Source organism: Tardiphaga sp. P9-11 (assembly GCF_008329525.1).
Taxonomy (GTDB): domain Bacteria; phylum Pseudomonadota; class Alphaproteobacteria; order Rhizobiales; family Xanthobacteraceae; genus Tardiphaga.
Genome location: NZ_NPKQ01000001.1, coordinates 1,271,955 through 1,295,589, shown reverse-complemented (window position 1 = coordinate 1,295,589; position 23,635 = coordinate 1,271,955). Strand labels below are relative to the sequence as shown.

Sequence of the window (23,635 nt, the reverse complement as noted above, 5' to 3'; positions counted from 1 at the left end):
TGACATAGAGCGTGCTGAACCACCCCACCCGTTTCGATGCTTGCTGAACGCTCGCATCGATCCACCCATGGCGGACGAATTCGTCCGCCAGCCCCCACTGCGCGGCGTCGCCGCTTGAGGGAGGGACACGAGGAGCGTCGCTTCATCCATGACCGCCCCCGATCTCCCCGCCGAACTCACCGCGGCTCTCAACGCCCGCCTGCACGGCTTCTCGCGCAACGATGCGGCTGCGCGCTCTGACACCATCTCGCAGACCTATCGCTCGGGCGGCGGCTCCACGGCCATCCGCAACGCGACCGACGCGCTGGCCTACGCGCTTGCCCGCATGCCCGCGACCTACGCCGCCGTGATCGCCAGCCTCAATGCGCTGCAGGAGACCCGGCCGGATTTCGCGCCGGCCTCGCTGCTCGATTGCGGCGCCGGACCGGGCACAGCGACCTGGGCCTGCGCCGAAGCGTTCCCGTCGCTCAATGCGTTCACGCTGCTCGATGCCAATCCCGCTCTGCGCACGCTGGCACTCGGCCTGGCGCAGGACAGCCACCGCATCCCCGCAATGCGCTACGAGCTCGGCGACGCTGCCGCGACAATCGCCGACGCGCCGTCCGCCGATCTTGTGATCGCGAGCTACGTCATCAACGAACTCAACGATGCCGCGCGCTTGAGGCTCGTGGCCGCTATGTGGGCAAAAACAAACGACACATTGCTGATCGTCGAGCCCGGCACACCGGCCGGCACTCAACGCATCCTCGACGCACGTGCGCAGCTCATTAATGCCGGCGCGCACGTGATCGCGCCCTGCCCGCATGACGAGGCGTGTCCACTGGTCAAACCGGACTGGTGCCACTTCAGCCAGCGGCTGCAGCGCTCCCGTGTGCACAAACAACTCAAATCTGCAGAACTTCCCTATGAGGACGAGAAATTTATTTATGTCGCGCTGTCGCGTGCGCCTGTCGCGCAGCGGCCTTCGCGCGTGCTGACGCAACCGGTAACGACAAAGATCGCAATCACGGCAAAACTCTGCACAAATGTAGGCGTTATCGCCGCAAACGCACCACGCCGCGACAAGGCGCTGTATGCAAAGTTCCGCAAGCTCGACTGGGGCGATGCGGTTTTCGATTCATCGGCATCATCCACGGAATAATTCTCTACAGCTGGCGTTTGTTCTCCTGACGCGACTGCGTCGCCCAATCATCAGGAGTAACGCTGCAATGACCAAATCATTCGCCGCCCTCGCGGCTCTGACTCTCATGCTCGCCTCAAGCGCCGCCTCGGCGCAGATGCTGAAGACCGCCGACACCGCCAAGGGCAAGACCTTCGTCGATGCCAAGGGCATGACGCTCTACACATTCGACAAGGACGCTGGTGGCAAGTCGATGTGCAATGGCCCGTGTGCGGAAAACTGGCCGGCGCTGATGGCCGCCGACGATGCCAAGCCGACCGCCGACATGACCATCGTCGTGCGCGACGACGGCAAGAAGATGTGGGCCTACAAGGGCAAGCCGCTCTACACCTTCAAGAAGGACATGGCTGCCGGCGATACCAATGGCGACGGCTTCCTGAACGGCGCCTGGCACATGGCGAAGCCGTAAGTCTCTCCCCTCCCTCAGCGCAGCTATGCTGCGCCGGGGGAGAGGGTAAAAATCAGAACGAATGCCGGATGCGGCCCATCACCTGATGCGCCACCGCGTCGTTGCTGCCGACGATCGCATCATAGTTCACCGACAGCACCGTGAGCGGCGCAAGCTTGCCGGACAGGCCGGCACCGATGACGCCGCGATCGCGCAGCGCACTGCCGGTCGCGGTGATGAACGAGCCCGGCAGCGTGGTGTCGGCGAAACTCGCATTGATGCCGCGCACGCCGTCGCTGAATTCATGCAGCCAGGCCAGCCGCAATTCCGGCGTCAGCACGCCGCCGTTCAGCGCGTAGTCATAGGCGAAGCGTGCGCCAACGCTCGAGCGCAGCGATTCCGAACTGTCCGAGCCGACCACCAGCGCCGCAGCACCGCCGCGCTCCGCAAAGCCATCGGTCATCACCCGCGTATATTGCAAGCCGATTTCCGGCGTGACGACCCAGCCGCTGACGCGCAGATCGGTGCCGACCGTGCCGCGGATCGAATAGTGATCGCCGCTGAAGGTCGCGGTGTTCGTCGTGCCTAGCGCCATGCGCGTGGTGTCGTAATCGCTGAAGCCATAGAGGCCCATGGCGGTCGCGAACCAGCCGGGTGCCTGATAGGTGCCATAGCCGCCGATGGTTCCGGTCGAGATCTTGGCGTGGCTGCCGACATTATCGATATCGCCGCGGGTCAGCGCGTAGCCACCGAACACACCGGCGACGATGCTGTCCGTGATGCGCCGGTCGTAGCCGGCGAGCACGTTGACCGTGTTCGACTTGAAGCCCGGTGCGTCAGTTCGTGCGCCTTCGCGCGCGAAGCTCGCGCCCGACGTGATGAACAGGCCCTGCTCGGCAGCGATGGCCACCGGACGCAGGCCCGGCAGAGCCTTGGTCACGGGCGCGTAGGCCATCGCATCGGCCGCATTGCCGCCCCAGCCGGCATCGGCCAGCGCAGAACTTGCGCTGCCAGGGAATGCCGTCACCGCGGCCAGCGCACGATCGGCGCCGAAGTTCTTGTCGAACATGCCGCCGTCGAACATCGCCAGCGCGTTGCCCACACCGGACATGTCGGTGCCGAGGCCGCCGAGGCGGTTCTGCGTCAGGTGCTGGCCAACCAGCGAGGTGGCCTGGAACGCGTCATTCATGGTCATGCGGCCGAGGCCCTGATAGGCCGCAGGCGTGAGCTGTGCCAAGGCCGCGCCGACATCCGCTGAGCTGGCAACGCTGTCGAGCAGATTGACCACCGAACTGCTGGTGGCGGTGGCCGGCAGATTGTCGAACAGCGAGGCGACGCCCAACGAGCCCGCGCTGGCAAAGGATGCGAACGAAGACGACGTTCCGGTGATCACCTCGAACGACGTATAGAGCGTACCGCCGATATTCACGGTCTGACCCGCCTGCAGCGCGGCGCGCTTGGCGTCGGTGAGGCCGGCCTTGTTGTAGTTCAGCGTGTCGGTGCCGACGCCGCCATCGACCAGGCCGACAATGCGCGAGCCCTTCATGATGTTGACGGTATCGTTGCCGCCTTCCATGTTCACGGCGCGGCCGTTATTGCCGATGATCGTGCCGTAGTTGGTCAGCACGTCATTGCCTTCGCCCATCTGGATGGCGGAGCCGTCACCGCGAATGAAGCGGGCGGAACCGGTGCCGGTGTAGGTGACGCCGTTGAGGGTGCCGACCGAATTCGGGTCAGCGACGCCTGTGTTCATCAACACGATCGCGTTTGGATCGGGGATCGCACCGTTGCCGATGATCGTGCCGTAGTTGACGATCGTGTCGTTATTGATCGCCGGCGTCGCCGTGCTCTTGTTTTCGAGCCGGATCGCATAACCTGTCTGGCCGATGATCGTGCCGCTCGCATAGTTGATAATTGTGGTCGCTGCGACGCCGCTGCGATCCACATTGGTGTCCTTATTGACGACGATCGCAGTATTTGCACCGCTTATGGTGCCGTAATTGGTGATCGTGCCGCCGCCGATGGAAATGCCTTCGCTGGCATTGGCGCGCCCGCCGCTATCGAAACCGCCGGCGCCGGTACCTTCGATGATGCCGTAGTTGATGATGGTTCCGACATTGTCGATATCGACGCCGTCGCCATCGCCATTGATCTGCGCGATGCCGTCCGAGTTAAAGATGTTGCCGACGCCGGCATAGGTGCCGGTGATGCGACCGTAGTTGGTGACGGTACCGGCGCCGTCGGAACCGACGCCCGAGCCGTTGCGGCCGAGGATCGTGCCGCCGGCCGCGTTGTTGACCGTGACGTCATTGTCCGCAGTGATGCCGTGGCGCGCACCGGAAATCAGACCACCGGCCTGATTGTTGACGACAACGCCGAGATTGCCGCCGGTGTCGATGCCATCCGATGTGCCGTTGGCACCACCGGATGTATTGGCACCGAAGCTGCGGATGATGCCGAAATTGTTGATCACAGCGTTGGCGCCGGGCCGGACCGCATCATCGGTCATCGCTTCGATCACGCCGGTCGCACGGTTGATGATGGTCATCGATGCCGCGCCAGTCATGCCGCGGAAATCGAGCGCCTGCCCGAGCGCGGCATAGCCGGTACCGCCGGCCTGGATCAGTCCGGCATTGTCGATCACGATCGTGCCAGACGTCATCGCCAGGTTGAAACGAAACGCGTCGTTCCGCGTCGTTCGCACGATCGCACCGACATTGTTCAGGAATGTGAGCGTGCGAGGACTCAGCACTGCGGTGCCCGACGTATTGACGATGTCAACAGTACGACCTGTGCTGGTGTTTTCGATGATGCCGGAGTTGGTGATAACTACCCCGGTAGATGCGCCATTCCAATCAACTGTTGCGGTGCTGGTGGTCGACCGCAGGGTCCCACCCGCCTCAACAGTTCCCGTCTGCGTTCCGTTGAGTGTCTTCGGCACCGAGTCCGTTGTGCCCGCAGGAACAGTGAATGTCTGCGCCTCCGCCGCCATTGGCGCGAACAGCGCCGCCACAACCACACCCATCGCAAGCCGGCTCGCGCCGTTACGCCATTCCAACATCAGAAATCCCCAGCCTCAAAAGTTAGGGTTTCATTAGGTTTTGCGGATGACGGCTGGATGACGAGGGAGTGCGACGCTAACCCGCAGGCGCCACATGCAAGTTTTGCTGAGTGATGCATTGCTGCAACGATACGGATCGGGACGGCTGCTGCCCGGCAACGCCTTTTGAACGTATTCCATCCCCGCGACGACTAATCCGTGCCGCGACATGCCCTGCGGCCCCTGCCGTGTGGCCGCATGATCGGCTAAGCTTTGGGTTTGATGGTTTCTTTTGGGGGTTTTCACATGTCGACCGGCTGGATCGTTCTTGGCGTCATCGTTGTCCTGATTGTCCTGGCATTTGCTGCCTACAACCGGCTGGTGGCGCTGAGCCAGCGGGTCAACCAGTCCTTTGCCGATATCGATGTGCAACTCAAGCAGCGCCATGACCTGATCCCGAACCTGATCGAGACCGTGAAGGGCTATGCGGCGCATGAGCGCGGCACCCTCGACGACGTCATCAAGGCGCGCAATTCGGCGATGAGTGCACAGGGCCCGGCGCAGGTCGGCGCGGCCGAGAACCAGCTCTCCGGCGCGCTCGGTCGGCTGATTGCTTTGTCCGAGGCCTATCCGGACCTCAAGGCCAACGCGAACTTCCAGCAGCTGCAGACCGAGCTCTCGGACATCGAGAACAAGATCGCCGCCTCGCGCCGCTTCTTCAACAATGCCGTGTCCGAATACAACACCGGCATCCAGCAGATGCCTGCGGCTCTGTTCGCCGGCACCTTCGGCTTCCACCCGAAGGAGTTCTTCGATCTCGGCGAGACCCGCAAGGACGTCGAAGCCGTGCCGCAGGTCAAGTTCTGATCGCAGCCTGAACCGAGCAGCGCATCATGGCCGCCTATGGTCTCTATACGCATATTGCCTCGAACAAGACGCGTTCGATGCTGCTGCTCGCAGGCTTGTTCCTGCTGATCTACGTCATGGTGTTCGCCGGCGCCCTGATCGGCGAGGTGGTGGTCAACAGCAACGGCTCGGTCGCCTATTATATCAACGCGGCGACGCGCGACCTGATCAGGGCCTTGCCGTTTGCCACCATCGGCGCGGTGTTGTGGATCGTCATCGCCTATTTCGGTCATCAGAAGATGATCGACGCCATCACTGGCAGCGAAAGCGTGACACGGCAGCAGCAACCGCGGCTCTATAATCTCCTTGAGAACCTCTGCATCTCGCGTGGCATTCCGATGCCGAAGCTGAAGGTGATGGATAGCGATGCGCTCAACGCCTTCGCCACCGGTCTGAACCCACGGCAATATTCCGTCACGGTCACGACGGGCCTTCTGCGCGCGCTCAACGATGACGAGATGGAAGCGGTGCTCGGCCACGAGCTGACGCATATCCGCAACGGCGACGTGCAGCTGATGGTGGTGGCCGTCATCATCGCCGGCGTGGTCGGCTTTGCCGCTGAACTGTTCTTCCGGATATTTATCAATTCCGGTTTCCGCTTCGGCGGCAGCCGATCGTCGCGATCGTCTTCCTCGTCTGACAGCGACAGTAAAGGCTCCGGCGGCGGCGCAGTCATTGTCATCATCATCGCCGTGGCACTGATCGCGCTGGCTTGGGCGCTGTCGCTGGTGGTGCGCTTCGCGCTGTCGCGCTCGCGTGAATTGCTGGCAGATGCGGGTTCGGTGGAACTGACCAAGAATCCCGACGCCATGATCTCGGCGCTGCGCAAGATCGAGAATCGCGGCGAACTGCCCGGTGCCACGTCAGCCGTGATGGAGATGTGCATCGACAATCCCCGCGAGGGTTTTGCCGATCTGTTCGCGACGCATCCGTCGGTGGATTCGCGGGTCGCGGCACTGGTGAAATTCGCGGGCGGGCACGATCCCGGGCGGATGGCGCTGCCATCGGACACGGACGAGACAGCGGCTTCGGACGGAACGGAAACGCTACCGCTGCCGCCGCGCTCTGGCCCATGGAGCGACGGCAAAACGCCAGCCGGCGGCGCACAGGACCCGCTACGGGCCCCGCTCAAAGGACCTTGGGGACGCCACGCCTAGCTTGCTTAGTTGGTGGATTTGCGCAGTTCGAGCGCTTCGGTCTTTTCCGGCTCGGGCGCTTTTGCCGGCTCGGACTTGATCGATCCGACAGCCTCGATCTTGCTGCTCTCGACGCGCGGCGTCGAGACGCGGGTCACCGTATTGTCGGCGCCAGCGGAGGCATCGGCCGAACGGGTGGTGGACGGCGCGCGCAATGAGCGCGGCGCCGACAGCGAGCGGGCCATCAGCATCTGACCACGGCCGCCCTGGTGGCGGAAATCGCAATACGCGAAGCCCATGCCTGACACAGCGCCACGGAACGAGCGCTCATCGTTCTTGACGAGGTTGAAGCAGGGTTCGAACGGCAGGCCCTTGATGGAGGCGCAGATCGCCTGGCCGCGCACCTGCAGCGTATTGCCGGGCAAACGCATGTTGCGCGCAGGGCCCGAGCCGGAGAACTGCACCGCGCCAGCCGCACCGCCATCATCGAACACACGGCCTGCGCCGCGGGTGCCGTCGAAACAGGTGAAGGCAAAGACTTTGCCGGCGACGAACTTGCGGGCCTCATCGGCCGTCATCGAGTCTGCCAATGCAGGTGTCGCCAAAGCAGCCGCGACAACAGCTCCCCATACAAAACGCGCAACCATAGGATACTCCGAACAACCGAGCGCGGATGACCGCCAGATGTCTTTACCCGCTGCTTACCATACCAACCGTGGCAACAATGGAGCAGGTTGGTTGGTAAAGTCTGAACGTCGTTAGCCGATCTTTACCACGATTCTGCCGCGGACCTGACCGGCGAGCACCTTGGCGCCGGCGTCGATCACCTGGTCCAGCGTTATTTCCTGAGTGATTTCAGCAAGTTTTGCATGATCCAGATCAATCGCCAGCCGCGCCCAGGCCTGCTGTCGCAGCTCGATCGGGCACATGACAGAATCGATACCGAGAAGACACACGCCGCGTAAAATGAACGGTGCAACCGAAGATGGCAGGTCCATGCCGGCTGCGAGGCCGCAGGCGGCGATGGCGCCGCGATACCTGGTCATCGACAGGAGATTCGCCAGGGTGGTCGAACCGACGCTGTCGATGCCGCCAGCCCAGCGTTCTTTCGCCAGCGGCTTGGCCGGTCCCGACAGTTCGTTGCGGTCGATGATCTCGCTGGCGCCGAGGCCCTTGAGATAGCCCTCCTCCGAGGTCCGGCCGGTCGAGGCGATGACCTGGTAGCCGAGCTTCGACAGCACGGCGATCGCCACCGAGCCGACGCCGCCGGCGGCGCCCGTGACAACGATCGGACCGTCAGCCGGCTTCAGCCCATGCTTCTCCAGCGCCAGCACGCTGAGCATTGCGGTGTAACCGGCCGTGCCGACCGCCATGGCATCGCGGGTGGTCATGCCATCCGGTAACCGCACCAGCCAATCGCCCTTCACGCGGGTCTTTTCGGCATAGGCACCGAGATGGGTTTCGCCCGTGCCCCAGCCATTGCCGATCACCTTATCGCCGGGCTTCCAGTTTGGATTGGATGAGGATTCCACCGTGCCGGCGAAGTCGATACCGGCGATCATCGGGAAGCGGCGCACCACCGGCGCCTTGCCGGTGACGGCGAGGCCATCCTTGTAATTCACCGTGGACCATTCGACCCGCACGGTAACGTCGCCGTCCATCAATTCGGATTCGTCGAACTGCGTCAGCGCAACCGTGGTGCCTTTATCAGCCTTGTCGATGCGGACAGCCTGGAACGTTCCCAACACGCCACTCCCGAATTTTACTTGTGATTTCTGCTGCCGAATTATGCCGCGCCATGGCGCGAAACGCCACCCGCGCCAGCCGGTCAGGAGCTCTGCAGCCCTGCCCGGCCTTAGCGGTATGACGCGATAATTACGGCGATCAGGCGGCCAGTTGCCGGGTCGCCGCGATATTGGCGATGGTGGCCGCACAGGCCGTTGCCGCCTCGGTGCCCTTCACGACGAAATGCTCGCGGAAGAATCTGACATGCTCGGCATGTTCATGGAAATGCTGCGGCGTCAGCACCGCCGAGATCACCGGCACATCGCTGTCGAGCTGCACCCGCATCAAACCGTTGATCACGGCCTCAGAGACGAATTCATGGCGATAAATGCCACCGTCCACAATGAGACCGGTCGCGACGATCGCGACATAGCGCCCAGTGCGCGCCAGCAATTTGGCCTGCAACGGAATTTCGAAGGCGCCGGGCACTTCGAAGACATCGATCTGGCTATCGGGCACACCACGCCGCGCAAGTTCGGCGACAAAACCGACACGGCATTGATCGACGATGTCCTTATGCCAGCACGACTGGATGAAGGCGATGCGCCCGGTCGCTGGTGCAGAGTTGAGGGAAGAGGAAGCTTTGAAGTTCATCACAGGCTGATTCATGGATGCTCTCGCGGTTTGAGACCAGAATCAGGACGTACGGTCACACGCCGAGCATCCGCTTGAGGCGGTGACCCTGCGCATACCCGTTCTCTTTCATCCGGACTATGACCGTCGGCTCCGGCATCGCACCGGATCTGCTGACCCTGCTGGAGCGATCCAGCAGGCGCTCGCGGGCTTCTGCACTTTCGCACAGTTACCGCCGGTGGGGATTTTCACCCCGCCCTGAGAACGAAGGCCGCCCCGACTGGGACGGCCGATATCAATTTTTATCGCTGGAGATCAGCGAGTCAACAACAGGCTCATGCCGGCTGCGCCATCGGACGCTTCACCGGCTCTTCCACGATCGGCAGGTTGATCAGCGCCGACAACACGCCGAACAGCACCGACAGCCACCACACCGGTGTGTAGGAGCCGAACTTGTCGAACACGACACCGCCCAGCCACGCGCCGAGGAAGCCACCGACCTGATGGCTGAAGAAGGCGAAGCCATAGAGCGTTGCCAGCCAGCGCGTGCCGAACATCAGCGACACCAGGCTCGATGTCGGCGGTACGGTGGAGAGCCACGCAAGGCCGCTGATGGCGCCGAAGACGAGCGCCGAGGTGGTGGTCAGCGGCAGCATGATGAAGGCCACGGTCGCCAGCGCGCGGGTAAAATAGATGAAGGACAGGATATAGCGCTTCGGCAGTTTGCCCTGCACATAGCCCACCGTCAGCGAGCCGATGATGTTGAACAGGCCGATGATGGCGATCACCCAGCCGCCAACAGCCGCCGGCAAGCCGCGATCGACCAGATAGGCCGGCAGATGCATGGTGATGAAAGCAAGCTGGAAGCCACAGGTGAAGAAGCCCAGCACTAGCAGCACATAGGAGCGATGGCCAAAGGCTTCCGTGAGTGCGCTCTTGAACGACTGCTTCTGCGCTACCGGCGCGTCGGCGGATGTCGTGGCGGTCGGAGTCGCCAGGGCAAGCGACAACGGGATCACCAGCAACATCAGCACCGCAAACACGGTGAGCGTTGCCTGCCAGCCGGTGTTGTCGATCATTGCCACGGTGAAGGGCGCAAAGATGAACTGGCCGAATGAGCCCGCGGCTGTGCCGGCGCCGAGCGCGATGCCGCGCCATTCCGGCGGCATCAGCTTGCCGAAGGCAGACAGCACCAGATTGAACGAGCAACCCGACAAGCCAAAACCGACCAGCAGTCCGGCGCTGATATTCAGCTCGAGCGGGGTCGAGGAGTAGCGCATCATCAGCAAACCAGCCGCATAGAGGAAGGCGCCGACGCAGATCACGCGCACGCTGCCGAACTTGTCGGCGACGGCGCCGGCGAAAGGCTGGCCGATGCCCCAGAGCAGGTTTTGCACGGCGAAGGCGAGCGCGAAAACGTCACGGCCCCAGCCGAACTCCTGGCTGAAAGGCTGCATGAAGAAGCCGACGCTGGAACGTGGGCCGAAGGTCAGCATGCCGATCAGCGATCCGCAAATGATGATCACCAGCGGCGTACGCCAGCCAAAACCCGATGCCGGGCGCGTCGCGCCGTCAATTGCCGCCATGTCGTTTCCCCGGATCAAATTCGGATTGAAATTTCAGCCAGCCCAAGAGCGCAGGCCCGGGCTGAATTGCAGGAGAGATTAATGCATTCGCATGTAAATCCCAATGGGGATGATCGGGATTTCGGGGAATGCATTGCTGGAATGCAGGGCCACGCAGACATCATCGCAGCCCAGAGCCGGGATGACATTTTGCGGAATCCGGAATGGAAAGAGCGATGCCGGGCATGGCATCGCTCTGGGCAGGCTCGGAGGTAAAGTCGCGGCTGCTACGGCTTGATCTCGGAGAGTTTGGCGGAAATTTCCGCCGTCTGTGCCGCTGTGCCCCAGGTCGGCGCCTCGCTGCCGTCGCCCCAGGCGCGCGGCCGATAGAAGGAATGCACACCGGTCTTGTACATCTTCTTCATTTCGCGAACCCAGGATGGGTGCACCCAATAGGCATGGTAATGCGTGGACTTCGCGACTTCCGGAAGCCAGATCCGGCCGTCGAGCGTCGCCTTCGCGATCTTGCGGGCGCGCTCCCACATATCAGGCTCTTTCACCACGTCGGGAATGCCGTCACAGGCGAAGGTGAACTGGCAGGCCAGGCGGCGATGCTTGTTCTGATAGACGACGCCGCAAACAGTCGTCGGATAGAAGCCCGAGAACACGCGGTTCATCACCACCTGCGCCACCGCCATCTGGCCGCGCACCGCTTCACCGCGAGCCTCGAAATAGACGGCTTCCGTCAGGCATTTTTCCTGCTTGCCGCGGGTCTGCTCGGTCAGGCCCATGCGTTCGGCCGGCGTCTTCACACGCTGATTGGCGCTGTTGACCTCGCCCTTGCCGGCAACGCTTTCGCCGCCATCACTCGGGCTGATCGCGGCCTTCGGCAAGGCTGCCGTGGCCTTCATGTCAGGATCGACGCTCAAGCCCGGCATCACGATGGTCGGCTCTTCGCCGGGCTGCCAGCGCTCCATCGTCTCGACGGATGCGCCGAGCGACGAGCTGCCAAAAAACAGGCTGGCGGTCTTCACCGAGAAGCCGTCCTTGGCCGGTGCCGGCTCCACGGGGATTACTGCTGCATCGGTCTTGGCGTCCTCGGTGGGCTGCACGGGCTGCGATGCGTCGTATTGCGCAAGCGGCGGGGCACGCAGCGCTTCATCCAGCTCGGGATCGAGGGGCGCATGCTGCGCGGATGGCAGCGCATCGACGGTCTTCGCGCCCATCACCGATCTGTTGTCGTCGAATGAGTCCTGCTTTGCCGGCTCATCGGGCGTCACGGGCTCGGGCGCACGCATGGCCAGGCGATCGCCTTTCAGCGAGCGATCCACTTTCGGAAAATCGGCGGTTTCATAGCGGCGCGGCGGCTGCGCCAGCGGATTACGGGTCAGTGCACCGGTAATGTCGATGCCGGAGTTGTCGAGGCTGGCGAGTTGCAAGGTCGGATTGATCGAGGCGGTGCCGATCGGGCGGCCGAATGAGAACGTCGCAACCTGGATGGAGCGGACGGCGGGCGCGAAGACGCGCTTCTGCCAGCGTTCGGTCACGCCCGGCTGGCGAGCCAGCAGCGAGGCGATGTCCTGATAGCCAGATTCTGTCGGGGCCAATGCGAAGACGCAAAGACCGAAGCCGAAGAACGCGCCACGCGCGCCCTTCGGCCGGTTACGCAGTACTAACATCGATACGCTCACGCAACGCTTACACCAGCATCGTCCTGTACGGCACTAATCAGCACATCCGTACATTTCGATCTATTTCGTTAGTACGAAATCAAAGTTGCCGCGGAGTTAATCGGCGATGCGCAAACGCCACACGCAAGCTGTACGAACGCAGTGCGAAATCATTCGAAAGCCTTGGTAAACCGGGGCTCCACAAAAGTAGTAAACATCGCGTTGACAAAGATGATGAAGAGAAATTCGCGTAAGCCTGAAAATGTTTGCGAGTTCCATGGCGCTGAGTGCGACATACACTCCGTGTCGCCCCCGCGAAGGCGGGGACGACTACAGAGGATGACGTAGCCAAAAGAAATGGCCGGGGAACTCCCCGGCCATTTTTCAGATCATGAAATCGAAAAGCACTTACGCCTGGCTGGAAATTTCCTTGCCGAGCGCAGCCTGTGCGGCAGCGAGACGTGCGATCGGTACGCGATAGGGTGAGCACGATACGTAGTCGAGGCCGATCTCATGGCAGAAGGCTACCGATGCCGGATCGCCGCCGTGCTCACCGCAGATACCAACCTTGATATCGGGGCGAGTCTTGCGACCACGCGCGACGCCGATCTTCACCAGCTCGCCGACACCGCTGCGATCGACCGTGATGAACGGATCGACGGGCAGAATGCCCTTGGCGATATAAGTACCGAGGAAGCTTGCAGCGTCGTCGCGGCTGATGCCGAAGGTGGTCTGCGTCAGATCGTTTGTACCGAACGAGAAGAACTCGGCGGTCTCGGCGATCTCGCCGGCCAGAAGGCACGCACGCGGCAGTTCGATCATGGTACCGACGGAATAGTTCAGCTTGCCGCCGGTCTCCTTCATCACCGCAGCCGCAGTGGCATCAATACGCGCCTTGATGAGATCGAACTCCATCTTGGTGACGATCAGCGGCACCATGACTTCGAGGCCGACCTGTTCGCCAGTGCGCTTGCCCGCTTCGATCGCGGCTTCGAACAGCGCGCGCGCCTGCATCTCGGCGATTTCCGGATAGGCGATCGCAATGCGTACGCCGCGGAAGCCGAGCATCGGATTGAACTCGGCGAGATCGCGCGCGCGGTCCGCCAGCTTGCGCGGATCGGTGCCCATCACACGGGCCACTTCCTCGACCTCACCCTGGGTATGCGGCAGGAATTCGTGCAGCGGCGGATCGAGCAGACGGATGGTAACCGGCAGGCCCTTCATGATCTCGAACAGCTCGACGAAGTCGGCGCGCTGCATCGGGAGCAGCTTGGCGAGCGCGGCGCGGCGGGCCTGCTCGTCTTCGGCGAGGATCATCTCACGCACGGTGCGAATGCGGGTCTCTTCGAAGAACATGTGCTCGGTGCGGCACAGGCCGATGCCTTCGGCACCATACTTGATGGCGGTGCGCGCATCTTCCGGCGTGTCGCCGTTGACGCGGACCTTGAGCTTGCGGACCTTGTCGGCCCAGCCCATCAGGGTGGCGAATTCGCCCGACAATTCCGGCTCGATCATCGGCATGCGGCCTGCCAGCACATGGCCAACCGAACCGTCGATGGTGATGACGTCGCCTGCCTTAAAGCTGCGGCCACCGACGGTCATGGTGCCGCGACCGTAATCGACGCGAACGGTGCCGCAGCCGGAAACGCAGGGCTTGCCCATGCCGCGCGCGACCACCGCCGCATGCGAGGTCATGCCGCCGCGTGTGGTGAGAATGCCTTCGGCGGCATGCATGCCGTGAATGTCTTCCGGCGAGGTTTCGACGCGAACGAGAATGACCTTCTTGCCATCGGCCTGCAGCTTGGCGGCTTCATCCGACGAGAACACGATCTCGCCCGAAGCAGCGCCCGGCGATGCCGGAAGACCCGTCGCGATGACGTCGCGATTGGCCGATGGATCGATGGTCGGATGCAGCAGCTGATCCAGCGAGGCTGGATCGATGCGCGACACCGCGTCCTTCTGCGAGATCACGCCTTCATTGGCGAGCTCGACCGCGATGCGGATCGAGGCCTTGGCGGTACGCTTGCCGTTCCGAGTCTGCAGCATCCAGAGCCGGCCCTGTTCGACCGTAAACTCCATGTCCTGCATGTCGCGGTAGTGCTTCTCGAGCTGCATATAGATGCGGGTCAGTTCGGCGAAGGCCTCCGGCATGGCGGCTTCCATCGAAGCCTTGTCCGAACCGGATTCCTTGCGCGCATCTTCGGTGATGTCCTGCGGCGTGCGGATACCCGCCACCACGTCTTCACCCTGCGCGTTGATCAGGAATTCGCCGTACAGCTTGCTCTCGCCGGTCGACGGGTTGCGGGTGAACGCAACGCCGGTGGCCGAGGTCTCGCCCATATTGCCGAACACCATGGCCTGCACGCTGACGGCAGTGCCCCAGGATTCCGGAATGTCATGCAGGCGGCGATAGGTCACCGCGCGGGCATTCATCCAGGACGAGAACACGGCGCCGACGGCGCCCCACAGCTGCTCATGCGGATCCTGCGGGAAGTCCTTGCCGGTTTCGCGCGCGACGGCTTCCTTGTACTGGCCGACAAGCTTGACCCAGTCGTCACCATCGAGATCGGTGTCGAGCGTGTAGCCCTTGTTGTCCTTGTAGGTGTCGAGAATGTCTTCGAAGTGATGATGTTCGAAGCCGAGCACCACGTCGGAATACATCGTGATGAAGCGGCGATAGCTGTCATAGGCGAAACGCTTGTCGCCGGAGAGTTCAGCGAGCGCTTCCACCGTGGTGTCGTTGAGGCCGAGATTGAGGACCGTGTCCATCATGCCCGGCATCGAGGCGCGGGCGCCGGAGCGCACCGAGACCAGCAGCGGGTTCTTCTCGTCGCCGAAGCCCTTGCCGGTGATCTTGCCGACGGCCTCGAGCGCCTTCTCCACCTGCGCCTGCAATTCCTTCGGATAGGATTTGCCGTGCGCGTAGAAGTAGGTGCAGACCGAGGTCGGAATCGTGAAACCCGGAGGCACCGGCAGACCCAGATTGGCCATTTCGGCGAGGTTCGCGCCCTTGCCACCGAGCAGGTCGCGCAGGCCGGCCTTGCCCTCGGCCTTGCCGCCGCCGAACGAATAAACCCACTTGCCGGCCTTGATGACGTCAGTCACCGGCTTGCTGGTGGCCTTCTTGACGGCCTTGGTCACCGAAGTCTTGGCTACAGAAGATTTGGCCACTACCGCCTTCTTGGATGCGGGAGCCTTTGCAACCGGCTTCGCAGCAACCTTTGCTTTCACAGCCGTCTTGGCCTTCGCCACGGATTTCGCTGCAGGCTTGGCAGCTGGCTTCTTAAGCGCCTTGCGGACCGGCGGCGCAGCCTTTGAGGGCTTTGACTTCGCAGGGGCTTTCTTGGACTTCGAGGCGGTTTTGGCCATGGTTCTCAATCAATCCGCGAGAGGAAACGACAGGGAAATGTGCCGCGTTACACCACGTTTCAGGGACGTGGCGCAAGCAGCCCGGAGGTACCCGTGTAGGTAATAGCCGTGTCGAAATTTAGCCGATTTTGAGCAGCTTGAAGACGCCGAGTCCGGCCAGTCCGATGAAGATCAGATAAATCGCCACCACCAGATTCAGAAATCGCGGCATGATCAAAATCAGAACGCCAGCGATGAGCGCGACGATCGGCTGGATATGAGCTGCCGTGATGACCATGGAGTGTCTCCGTGAGGGAATCGATTCGGGTGCGATGCGCCGCGGGATTTAGCAGCATAAAGACGCCCTGCCCATCAATGGGTTCCCGCATACCTGCCTGCAGTGCATCAAAAACCAGCAATTGCGCGTGGAAAATTCCGGAACGATCGCTGGCGGCATGCATTGGCGGACGGTGAATAAATCAAACCAGGCTGGATGGCACAGACCGGCGCGGCAAGCCGGACATCGTTCACGAAGGAGAACACCATGCGTAACAAACTCATTGCAGCGGCGGCTCTTGTCGGTGCGCTCGGCGCGCCACTGGCCGTGCAGGCACAGGGCGTCACCGTCGGTGTATCGGGCGGCGATCGCGTGATCCTTGATAACAACGATCCGGATGGCATCACCGTGCAGGAACGCCCGGCATTCCGTGAATATGTGGTGCGCGAACGCGTGCCGACCTTCACCGTGCCCGATCGCATCGTGGTCGGCACCACGCTGCCGGAAGCCGGCGTGACCTATTACGACGTGCCGCAGACCGTCGCGACGACGCCGTATCGCTACACGGTGGTGAATGGTCAGACCGTGCTGGTGGAGCCGCGCTCGCGCCGCATCGTGCAGGTCATCGACTAGACCGTCACGTTGAAGAAGATTCGTTCGGGCGCCGCGAATGGCGACCGGGCGAAGAAGCCCCGCCCCGGTTATCCCCCGCCGGGCGGGGCTTTTTTATTTGCGCGCGACTACGAGCTCTTCAGCAGCGACAGGATGTGGTTGGTCGACTTGTAGCTCGCGACCGCGTTATCGCGGAAGCTTGGCGTCCAGTTCGACGCAGTGCGTTCCTCGTCGCTCATCGCCGAATAGGTGTTGAGAATGCCGAGACTGAACTGGGTGGGATCGCCGCTTTTCTGGCTTGCCTGTAATGCCTCGAGAATGCTGGTGCGATTACGTGAATCGAGCACCTGCTTGGCGGCGAAGCTCTCTTCCTTCGAGAACAAACCGTTCTGATTGAGCGAGATCGCCGAGAGCGAACGATTGTCGACGGCGGAGAAATCCGCAAGCTGGCCGGTCTTACGGCGGCTGTCGTAAACGAGTTCGCCCTTGCCCGACTCGAGCGCCGCCTTGGCCTGCGCGTCCAGCGCCGCGCGCACGCTTTTTGCCACCGTCGCAATATCCTGCACGGGCGTGGTCGTATCGGGCTGCGCGAGATAGGCCGCGACGGGATCGTTGACGATGCCTGACGGCGCCTTGGTCGGCGTCTGCTGCGTCGCCTGAATGCCCTTCAGCACGGCCTCGCGCTGCGCGGACCATGTGGCCGTCGCCTTTTCTTCGCTGCCGGCGGCATCGAGATAGTCCAGCGCGGCCTTGTAGATGCCACTGAAATCGCCTGTAAGCTTGGCCGTGCCGGCTGCAGGCGCAAGCGCCGCATTGAGGCGATTACCGAGCTCGGTCTTGGCGACGCTCTGTTCGTCGGCAGTGAAGGTGCCGCCATTGTTGGTGGCCATGGCATAGAGCGAACGGCGATCCAGCGTCGAGAGATCGATGGTCAGCTTGCCATTGGCATCCAGCGGCCCAGTTGCTTTCGCAGCAACATAGAGACCCGCCAGCTTTGCCCTGAGGTCAGTGACAACAGTCGCGATATCCTTGTCCGGGCCTGAGCTCGCAAGCTTCGCCCGGGCCGCATCCGACAGCGTTAGATTTGTCGCCGCGTCGGATGAATACGAGGATGCGCTCTCATTGGCATTCAGCGCATTGGCCAGCGACGGCGGCGCCGTGGCGGCAGCACGCGCATAGGCGGAGCCGTAATTGGCATAGGGATTGAGGCCGGTATTGACCGAAGTCATGGGCAGTCCTGTCCGCGCTTGGAGCGACGGTTAAGAAACCGTTACAGGACCGGACCATTTCAAGTTGTGGTTAAGGGAAGGTAAATGTTTCGGGAGATTGCTGGAAATATCGTGGGGGGCTTGTGCGCGATGCCTGGCGTCCGCCTCAATCAAGCTCGTCATTCCGGGGCGCGATCTCAGCATCTGAGAACGAGAGCCCGGAATCCCGAAGTGTTCAAAACATATCGGGATCCCGGGTTCGACCTCCGCGGCTTCGCCGCTGCGGCCGCCCCGGGATGACGATTAGGGGCGCACACGCGCGCGCCTAATCGTCAATCCTGGATCTTCGAAAAATCCGCCACCGCACGCGTTGCCGCGCGGATCTCGTTCAGCAGCTTCAGACGGTTTTCGCGGACCGCCGCGTCGTCGTCATTGACCTTCACCTTGTCGAAGAACGCATCCACCGCCGGCCGCAGCTTGGCCATGGCCGTCATCGCGCTGGCGAAGTCTTCCTTGGCGACAGCCGCGCTCGCTTCCGGGCCGACCTCGGCAATCGCCTTGGCCAGTGCCTTTTCTTCATCGAGCTTGAACAACGCAGCATCAGGCGCGCCGTCGAACTTGCGTTTGTCCTTCTTCTCCTCGATGGCGAGAATATTGTTGGCACGCTTGGTGCCGGCCAGCAGATTCTTGCCGTCGTCGCTGTCGAGAAACTTGCCGAGCGCCTCGACGCGGCGAACGACCATCAGGAGATCGTCCTGACCGCCGAGCGCAAACACCGCATCCACGAGATCATGACGGGCGCCCTGATCGCGGAGCTGACCTTTGAGGCGGTCGGCGAAGAAGGCGAGCAGGTCGGCCGGTTTGCCCTCGTCATAGCTGGTCATCGTCGATGCATGAGACAACGCGACAGACTTCAGCTTGAGGCGCAGATTGTTTTCGATGATCAGACGGATCACACCGAGCGCCGCACGACGCAATGCGAACGGGTCCTTCGATCCCGTCGGCTTTTCGTCGATCGCCCAGAAACCCACCAGCGTATCGAGCTTGTCCGCTAGCGCCACGGCGACACTGACGAGATCACCCGGCACGCGATCGGTCGGCCCCTGTGGCTTGTAGTGATCCTCGGATGCAGCAGCGACGGCGGCGTCTTCGCCTTGCGCTAGCGCGTAATACTTGCCCATCAGGCCCTGCAACTCTGGAAACTCGCCGACCACTTCGGTGAGCAGATCGGTCTTCGCGAGCTGCGCCGCACGCTTGGTCTTTGCCGGATCGGCGCCGACCAGTGGCGCGATCTCGGCAGCGAGCTTTTCGATGCGCGCGATACGCGCGGCCTGCGTCCCAAGCTTCTCGTGAAACACGATCTGCTCGAATTTCGGCAGCCGGGCTTCCAGCTTCGTCTTCAGATCCGTCTCGTAGAAGAACTTCGCGTCCGACAGGCGCGCGCGGATGACACGCTCGTTGCCGGCGATAATCGCCGTGCCGCCGTCGCTGGCTTCGATATTGGCCGTGATGACGAACTTGTTGGTGAGCTTCCCGGTCTTGGGATCGCGCACCACGAAACATTTCTGATTGGCGCGAATGGTGGCGCGGATCACCTCGTCCGGGATCGACAGAAACTCTTGGTCGAACGAGCCCATCAGCACCACCGGCCATTCGACCAGACCAGACACTTCGTCGAGTAGCGCGGGGTCTTCGACCAGCTCATAGCCCTGCGCGAACGTCAGCTGCCGCGCATCGGCCAGGATGATCTCCTTGCGGCGCTCGGGATCGAGCACGACCTTGGCGACCTGCAGCTTCGCCACGTAGTCATCGAAGCGACGTACCTGGATCGCATCGGGCGCAAGGAAGCGATGGCCGTAAGTGGTCTGGCCGACGCTGACGCCGCTGAGGTCGAACTGCACCACTTCCGGTTCTTCGGTCTCGATGCCGAAGGTCGCGACGATGGAATGCAGCGGACGCACCCAGGTCAGCGCACTTGATTTCGCGGAAGCCGCGCCCCAGCGCATCTGCTTCGGCCAAGGGAAAGTGCGGATGATGATCGGCAGGATTTCGGCTAGCACATCGACCGTCGGCTTGCCCGGCTTCTCCGTCAACGCGATGTAGAAATCGCCTTTGGGATCGCGCTGGATCTTGGCTTCATCCAGCGAAGCGAGGCCGGTCGCTTTAAGAAAGCCCTGGATCGCGGCTTCGGCGCCACCGACGCGCGGTCCCTTGCGCTCCTGCTTGAGGTCCGACTGGCGCGCCGGAATGCCATGCACCGTCAGCGTCAGACGACGCGGCGTCGCGAAGGCCTTGGCGCCTTCATAGACAAGGCCTTCGGCGACCAGACGATCAGTGACCATGCGGCGCAGGTCTTCCGCCGCCTTGGCCTGCATGCGGGCGGGGATTTCTTCGGAGAACAGTTCGAGAAGGAGATCGGGCATCAGGCAGCACTTCCGGCTTCGGTATGCACCCACGCTTCGCCGCAGGCCTTGGCCAGCTCACGAACGCGCATGATGTAGCTCTGGCGTTCGGTGACCGAGATCACGCCGCGCGCATCGAGCAGATTGAAAACATGGCTGGCCTTGATGCACTGGTCATAGGCTGGCAGCGCCATCAGATGTTCTTCGCGCTTGCCGCCCTTCCAGCCGGCGTCGAGATACTTCCTGCAGGCGGCCTCAGCCATCTTGAACTGCTCGAACAGCATCGCGGTGTCGGCATGTTCGAAATTGTGCCGCGAATATTCCTGCTCGGCCTGCAGGAAGACGTCGCCATAGGTCACCTTGTCGGCGCCGTCACGGCCGTTGAAGTTGAGATCGTACACGCGATCGACGCCCTGCACATACATTGCGAGGCGTTCGAGACCGTAAGTGAGCTCGCCGGCGACCGGCGCGCATTCGACGCCGGCGACCTGCTGGAAGTAGGTGAACTGGCTGACTTCCATGCCGTCGCACCAGCATTCCCAGCCAAGGCCCCAGGCACCCAGCGTCGGACTTTCCCAGTCGTCCTCGACGAAGCGCACGTCATGCAAGGCGGTGTCGATGCCGATGGCTTTCAGCGACTGCAGGTAAAGATCCTGCAGGTTCGGCGGGGACGGCTTCATAATCACCTGGAACTGGTAATAATGCTGCAGCCGGTTCGGGTTCTCGCCGTAGCGGCCATCCTTCGGCCGGCGCGACGGCTGCACATAGGCGGCCTTCCAGGGCTTAGGCCCCAGCGCGCGCAAGGTCGTCGCGGGATGGAAGGTACCGGCGCCCATTTCCATGTCGTAGGGCTGCAGGATCACGCAGCCCTGCTCGGCCCAAAACCGCTGCAGAGCGAGAATGAAGCCCTGGAACGAACGTTCCGGGCGCATGTGCGGAGGCAGGGAGTCCATGGTGGTTTCTGGGCCGTTTTTCGGGGATTCGCCAAGGGGATCAAGGCGGATCAAAGCGCGCGGACCGTATCGGCGCGGCCCCCCGGAATCAAGGCAATGCGGCCCGATTTGGCGGTAACCGGCGGGTAACCGCACCGGCACATGGCCCGATCAGGTGGGATAGTCGTTAAGTCACGCGCGCTATCCTGATGGCATCGGTGGGAACGAACCCGGTCATCGGGACTTACCCCAGCGAAAGGCTCGAACGATCCAAGTCGCGCGGGCCGAAGACCTCCAAGTCTTTAAGTTGTCCAAATCTCCAGGGCCAAGGGACCTCCAAGCCTGAAAGCCCAACTTTGTCGCCGGCCTCAAGGACGTGCCCCGTCCTCGGGCCGGCGCAAATGTTTTGGGGGCCGGCTTGTGGTGTCTAGCCCGGCCGATACGCGCCCGTGACGGGATCGCGTCGCAGGGTCGGGACTTCCGTGGTCCCGCTGCGTTCAGCCACCCGCGCCTGGCGGGCTTCTTCCAACTCGTGATTGATCCGCTTGGCGGTTCGGTAAGCCCAGCGGACGACGGCTGCGCTCCCAAGCGCGCCTGCGAGTGCGACCAGCGGCGGCATTTGTCGATTCCTGTCGTTCATCTCAAGCCCCCTGCCGATAGTCTTGCGCAACCGCCGGTTTCCCGCAATCGGCATTTGCTGAGCCAAATGCCGCGCAATAACAACCCGCTAAAAGCCGTATTTGGACCACAGCGCGCGCGTCTCCAGCGCCGAGATCAATTGGTCCGGCAGTCCCGACAGACCGTCCATCGAAAGCTGCGAGCCCGCTCCCGATTTGCGGCCGAGCAGACCCGACAACAAGCCGGTCGGCTGCGCGATCACCGGCATCTCCACCTTGTCGCCATAGCGCGCGCGCAGCACCGAGCGCAGATCGCCGATGGCATCGCTGAGACCAAGCGCGATGGATTTTTCACCGGCCCAGTATTCGCCGGAGAACAACACATCCTCGGCACCCTTCAGCCGAGTGCCGCGACTTTCCTTCACGAGGTTGATGAAGATGGCGTGGATTTCGCGCTGAAGCGATTTCAGCCGCGCCACATCATCGGGATCTTCCGGCAGAAACGGATCAAGCATCGCCTTGTGCTCACCCGCCGTATAGAGACGCCGTTCGACACCGATCTTCTTGATCAGTTCCTGAAAACCGAAGGTGCCGCCGACCACACCGATCGAACCGACGATGGACGAAGGATCGACGAAAATTTCATCGCCCGCGCAGGCGATCATGTAACCGCCGGATGCAGCAACATCCTCGACGAACACATACACCGGCAGTTTCTTCTCCGCTGCGAGCTGGCGAATGCGCAGATAGATCTGCCGCGACTGCACCGGCGAGCCGCCCGGTGAATTGATCACCAGCGCAACGGCTTTGGCATTCTTGGTCGCAAACGCCTTGTCCAACAATTTTGCGACACCCGCGAGCGATAATCCCGGGCGCAGCGGCGTCACCGCGCCGATCGTGCCGGACAGACGCACCACCGGCACCACTGCGGAGGCGCGACGGAAACGCGCAGGCAGCAGCCTTGTGATCGCCGTTTTTAGATTGGATTCGCTCATTCGAATTTCCTCAACATTAACCAACTTTTATCACGCTGCTGTCATTGAACCGAGAGACGCTTTCAGCGTTGGGAAACCATAACAGCCCACAGCGCCACAGCGGGAGAAGACATGAAGATCTATCTGCTGATGCTGATCATCGGTACACTGCTCACGGCGATCCACTTCACGTCGACGCCGCAGAAACGTTCCGAAACAGCTCCTCAATAAACCAACACGCTGACTGCGGCATCGCCTAAAGCGATGCCCAGGCTAAAGCTGCCTGCCCAGCCAGCACCTGCTGGATATGGAGATCGGGCGCGCCATTCGCATCCCGTAGAAAGATGCCCGGCTCAATTGCCGCAGGCGCACGACCACCCTTCATAGCACGCACCAGCACCCTGATGGCCGGCGCTGCGATGTCTCCATACACCGGCATGATCGCAACACTGCCAAAGCCGCGCTCCAGCGCCGCCAGAACATCAGCCAGACCATCAGCACGCCAGATCAATGTCAGCACGCCGCCGGATTTCAGTAGACGGCGCGCCGCGTGAATCCATGTTGGCAGCGTGTCTTCCGTCGCAACATGGGCGATCTCACGCGACTTGTTCGGCGAAGCGCGATGGCGCGCTGGATCGTTGAATGGCGGATTCATCAGCACCGCGTCGGCGCTGTCTTGCGGCAAACCTGCGGCAGCGAAAATATCGGCGCTCGACGCAACATCGAGCGTGACGACGTCCGCCGTAATATCGTTCGCCGCAGCGTTTTCTCTCGCCAGTTCAGCGAGTTGCGGATCGATCTCGACCAGCGTCAGGGACACGCCGGAGACCCGTCTGGCCAGCGCTAAACCTGCTGTCCCGACACCTGATCCCAAATCGACGACTTTATGGCCGGCTTGCGCTGACGTTGCGGCAGCCAGCAAAATCGCGTCATGGCCGGCGCGATGACCGGATTTCGGCTGGCGCAGCCTCAATTGGCCGCCCAGGAAGCCGTCCTCCGTGGTCACGATCGCGTCAGCCATA

General features: G+C 62.3%; 19 protein-coding genes and 1 riboswitch. Of the genes, 5 read left to right on the top strand and 14 right to left on the bottom strand.

Features of this window, described 5'->3' with window-relative positions; translation table 11 throughout:
* Positions 1-148 precede the first annotated feature (148 nt).
* Positions 149-1,141 carry a small ribosomal subunit Rsm22 family protein gene (locus CIW50_RS05950; protein ID WP_149530271.1) on the top strand — a complete coding sequence of 331 codons (993 nt, stop codon included), beginning with the start codon at positions 149-151 and terminating at the stop codon, positions 1,139-1,141.
* Positions 1,142-1,208: 67 nt separating this feature from the next.
* Complete coding sequence (locus tag CIW50_RS05945) at positions 1,209-1,589, top strand: COG4315 family predicted lipoprotein (RefSeq protein ID WP_149530270.1); 381 nt, start codon at positions 1,209-1,211, stop codon at positions 1,587-1,589.
* 52 nt (positions 1,590-1,641) lie between these two features.
* On the opposite strand, the gene CIW50_RS05940 is transcribed toward CIW50_RS05945, so the two are convergent.
* A complete protein-coding gene (locus CIW50_RS05940) occupies positions 1,642-4,629 on the bottom strand; it encodes an autotransporter family protein (protein WP_149530269.1) in 2,988 nt (995 codons plus the stop codon).
* A gap of 285 nt (positions 4,630-4,914) precedes the next feature.
* On the opposite strand from CIW50_RS05940, the gene CIW50_RS05935 reads away from it, so the two are divergent.
* Both CIW50_RS05935 and CIW50_RS05930 read left to right on the top strand, forming a co-directional pair.
* Positions 4,915-5,475 carry a LemA family protein gene (locus CIW50_RS05935; protein ID WP_149530268.1) on the top strand — a complete coding sequence of 187 codons (561 nt, stop codon included), beginning with the start codon at positions 4,915-4,917 and terminating at the stop codon, positions 5,473-5,475.
* 26 nt (positions 5,476-5,501) lie between these two features.
* A complete protein-coding gene (locus tag CIW50_RS05930; RefSeq protein WP_149530267.1) occupies positions 5,502-6,671 on the top strand; it encodes a M48 family metallopeptidase in 1,170 nt (389 codons plus the stop codon).
* 5 nt (positions 6,672-6,676) lie between these two features.
* Here CIW50_RS05930 and CIW50_RS05925 read toward each other — a convergent pair whose 3' ends face one another.
* The 7 genes from CIW50_RS05925 to CIW50_RS05895 all read right to left on the bottom strand — a co-directional run bounded on the left by CIW50_RS05925 (position 6,677) and on the right by CIW50_RS05895 (position 15,889).
* Entirely contained in the window at positions 6,677-7,297 is a 621-nt protein-coding gene (locus tag CIW50_RS05925) for a hypothetical protein (RefSeq protein ID WP_149530266.1), read from the bottom strand.
* 111 nt (positions 7,298-7,408) lie between these two features.
* Complete coding sequence (gene acuI / locus CIW50_RS05920; protein WP_149530443.1) at positions 7,409-8,395, bottom strand: acrylyl-CoA reductase (NADPH); 987 nt, start codon at positions 8,393-8,395, stop codon at positions 7,409-7,411.
* 139 nt (positions 8,396-8,534) lie between these two features.
* Positions 8,535-9,044, bottom strand: coding sequence for a 6,7-dimethyl-8-ribityllumazine synthase (locus CIW50_RS05915; RefSeq protein ID WP_149530265.1), 510 nt, complete (start codon positions 9,042-9,044; stop codon positions 8,535-8,537).
* 81 nt (positions 9,045-9,125) lie between these two features.
* A riboswitch (FMN riboswitch) is annotated at positions 9,126-9,278 on the bottom strand.
* Between the two features lie 65 nt (positions 9,279-9,343).
* Positions 9,344-10,594: an MFS transporter gene (locus tag CIW50_RS05910; protein WP_149530264.1), complete on the bottom strand. Its 1,251-nt coding sequence runs from the start codon at positions 10,592-10,594 to the stop codon at positions 9,344-9,346.
* Positions 10,595-10,860: 266 nt separating this feature from the next.
* Positions 10,861-12,252, bottom strand: coding sequence for a cell wall hydrolase (locus CIW50_RS05905; protein ID WP_149530263.1), 1,392 nt, complete (start codon positions 12,250-12,252; stop codon positions 10,861-10,863).
* Positions 12,253-12,651: 399 nt separating this feature from the next.
* Entirely contained in the window at positions 12,652-15,612 is a 2,961-nt protein-coding gene (gene ppdK / locus CIW50_RS05900) for a pyruvate, phosphate dikinase (protein ID WP_172980226.1), read from the bottom strand.
* 118 nt (positions 15,613-15,730) lie between these two features.
* Positions 15,731-15,889, bottom strand: coding sequence for a DUF3096 domain-containing protein (locus tag CIW50_RS05895; RefSeq protein ID WP_081421867.1), 159 nt, complete (start codon positions 15,887-15,889; stop codon positions 15,731-15,733).
* 246 nt (positions 15,890-16,135) lie between these two features.
* Between CIW50_RS05895 and CIW50_RS05890 the strand changes: the two genes are divergently transcribed.
* Complete coding sequence (locus CIW50_RS05890; RefSeq protein WP_149530261.1) at positions 16,136-16,501, top strand: DUF1236 domain-containing protein; 366 nt, start codon at positions 16,136-16,138, stop codon at positions 16,499-16,501.
* Positions 16,502-16,608: 107 nt separating this feature from the next.
* Here the strand turns inward: CIW50_RS05890 and CIW50_RS05885 are convergent, their stop codons facing one another.
* The 6 genes from CIW50_RS05885 to CIW50_RS05860 all read right to left on the bottom strand — a co-directional run bounded on the left by CIW50_RS05885 (position 16,609) and on the right by CIW50_RS05860 (position 23,634).
* Positions 16,609-17,709, bottom strand: a complete 1,101-nt coding sequence (locus tag CIW50_RS05885) for a hypothetical protein (protein ID WP_149530260.1) — start codon at positions 17,707-17,709, stop codon at positions 16,609-16,611.
* Positions 17,710-18,020: 311 nt separating this feature from the next.
* The gene (gene glyS, locus CIW50_RS05880; RefSeq protein WP_149530259.1) at positions 18,021-20,111 is read right to left on the bottom strand and encodes a glycine--tRNA ligase subunit beta; all 2,091 of its coding nucleotides are present in this window, start codon (positions 20,109-20,111) and stop codon (positions 18,021-18,023) included.
* A complete protein-coding gene (locus CIW50_RS05875) occupies positions 20,111-21,043 on the bottom strand; it encodes a glycine--tRNA ligase subunit alpha (RefSeq protein WP_149530258.1) in 933 nt (310 codons plus the stop codon). Before CIW50_RS05875 ends, glyS begins: the two co-directional genes overlap by 1 nt.
* A gap of 406 nt (positions 21,044-21,449) precedes the next feature.
* Positions 21,450-21,641, bottom strand: a complete 192-nt coding sequence (locus tag CIW50_RS05870; protein WP_089262464.1) for a hypothetical protein — start codon at positions 21,639-21,641, stop codon at positions 21,450-21,452.
* Between the two features lie 108 nt (positions 21,642-21,749).
* The gene (locus CIW50_RS05865) at positions 21,750-22,634 is read right to left on the bottom strand and encodes a S49 family peptidase (protein WP_149530257.1); all 885 of its coding nucleotides are present in this window, start codon (positions 22,632-22,634) and stop codon (positions 21,750-21,752) included.
* A gap of 235 nt (positions 22,635-22,869) precedes the next feature.
* Positions 22,870-23,634, bottom strand: coding sequence for a tRNA1(Val) (adenine(37)-N6)-methyltransferase (locus CIW50_RS05860; protein ID WP_149530256.1), 765 nt, complete (start codon positions 23,632-23,634; stop codon positions 22,870-22,872).
* Between the last annotated feature and the right edge of the window lies 1 nt (position 23,635).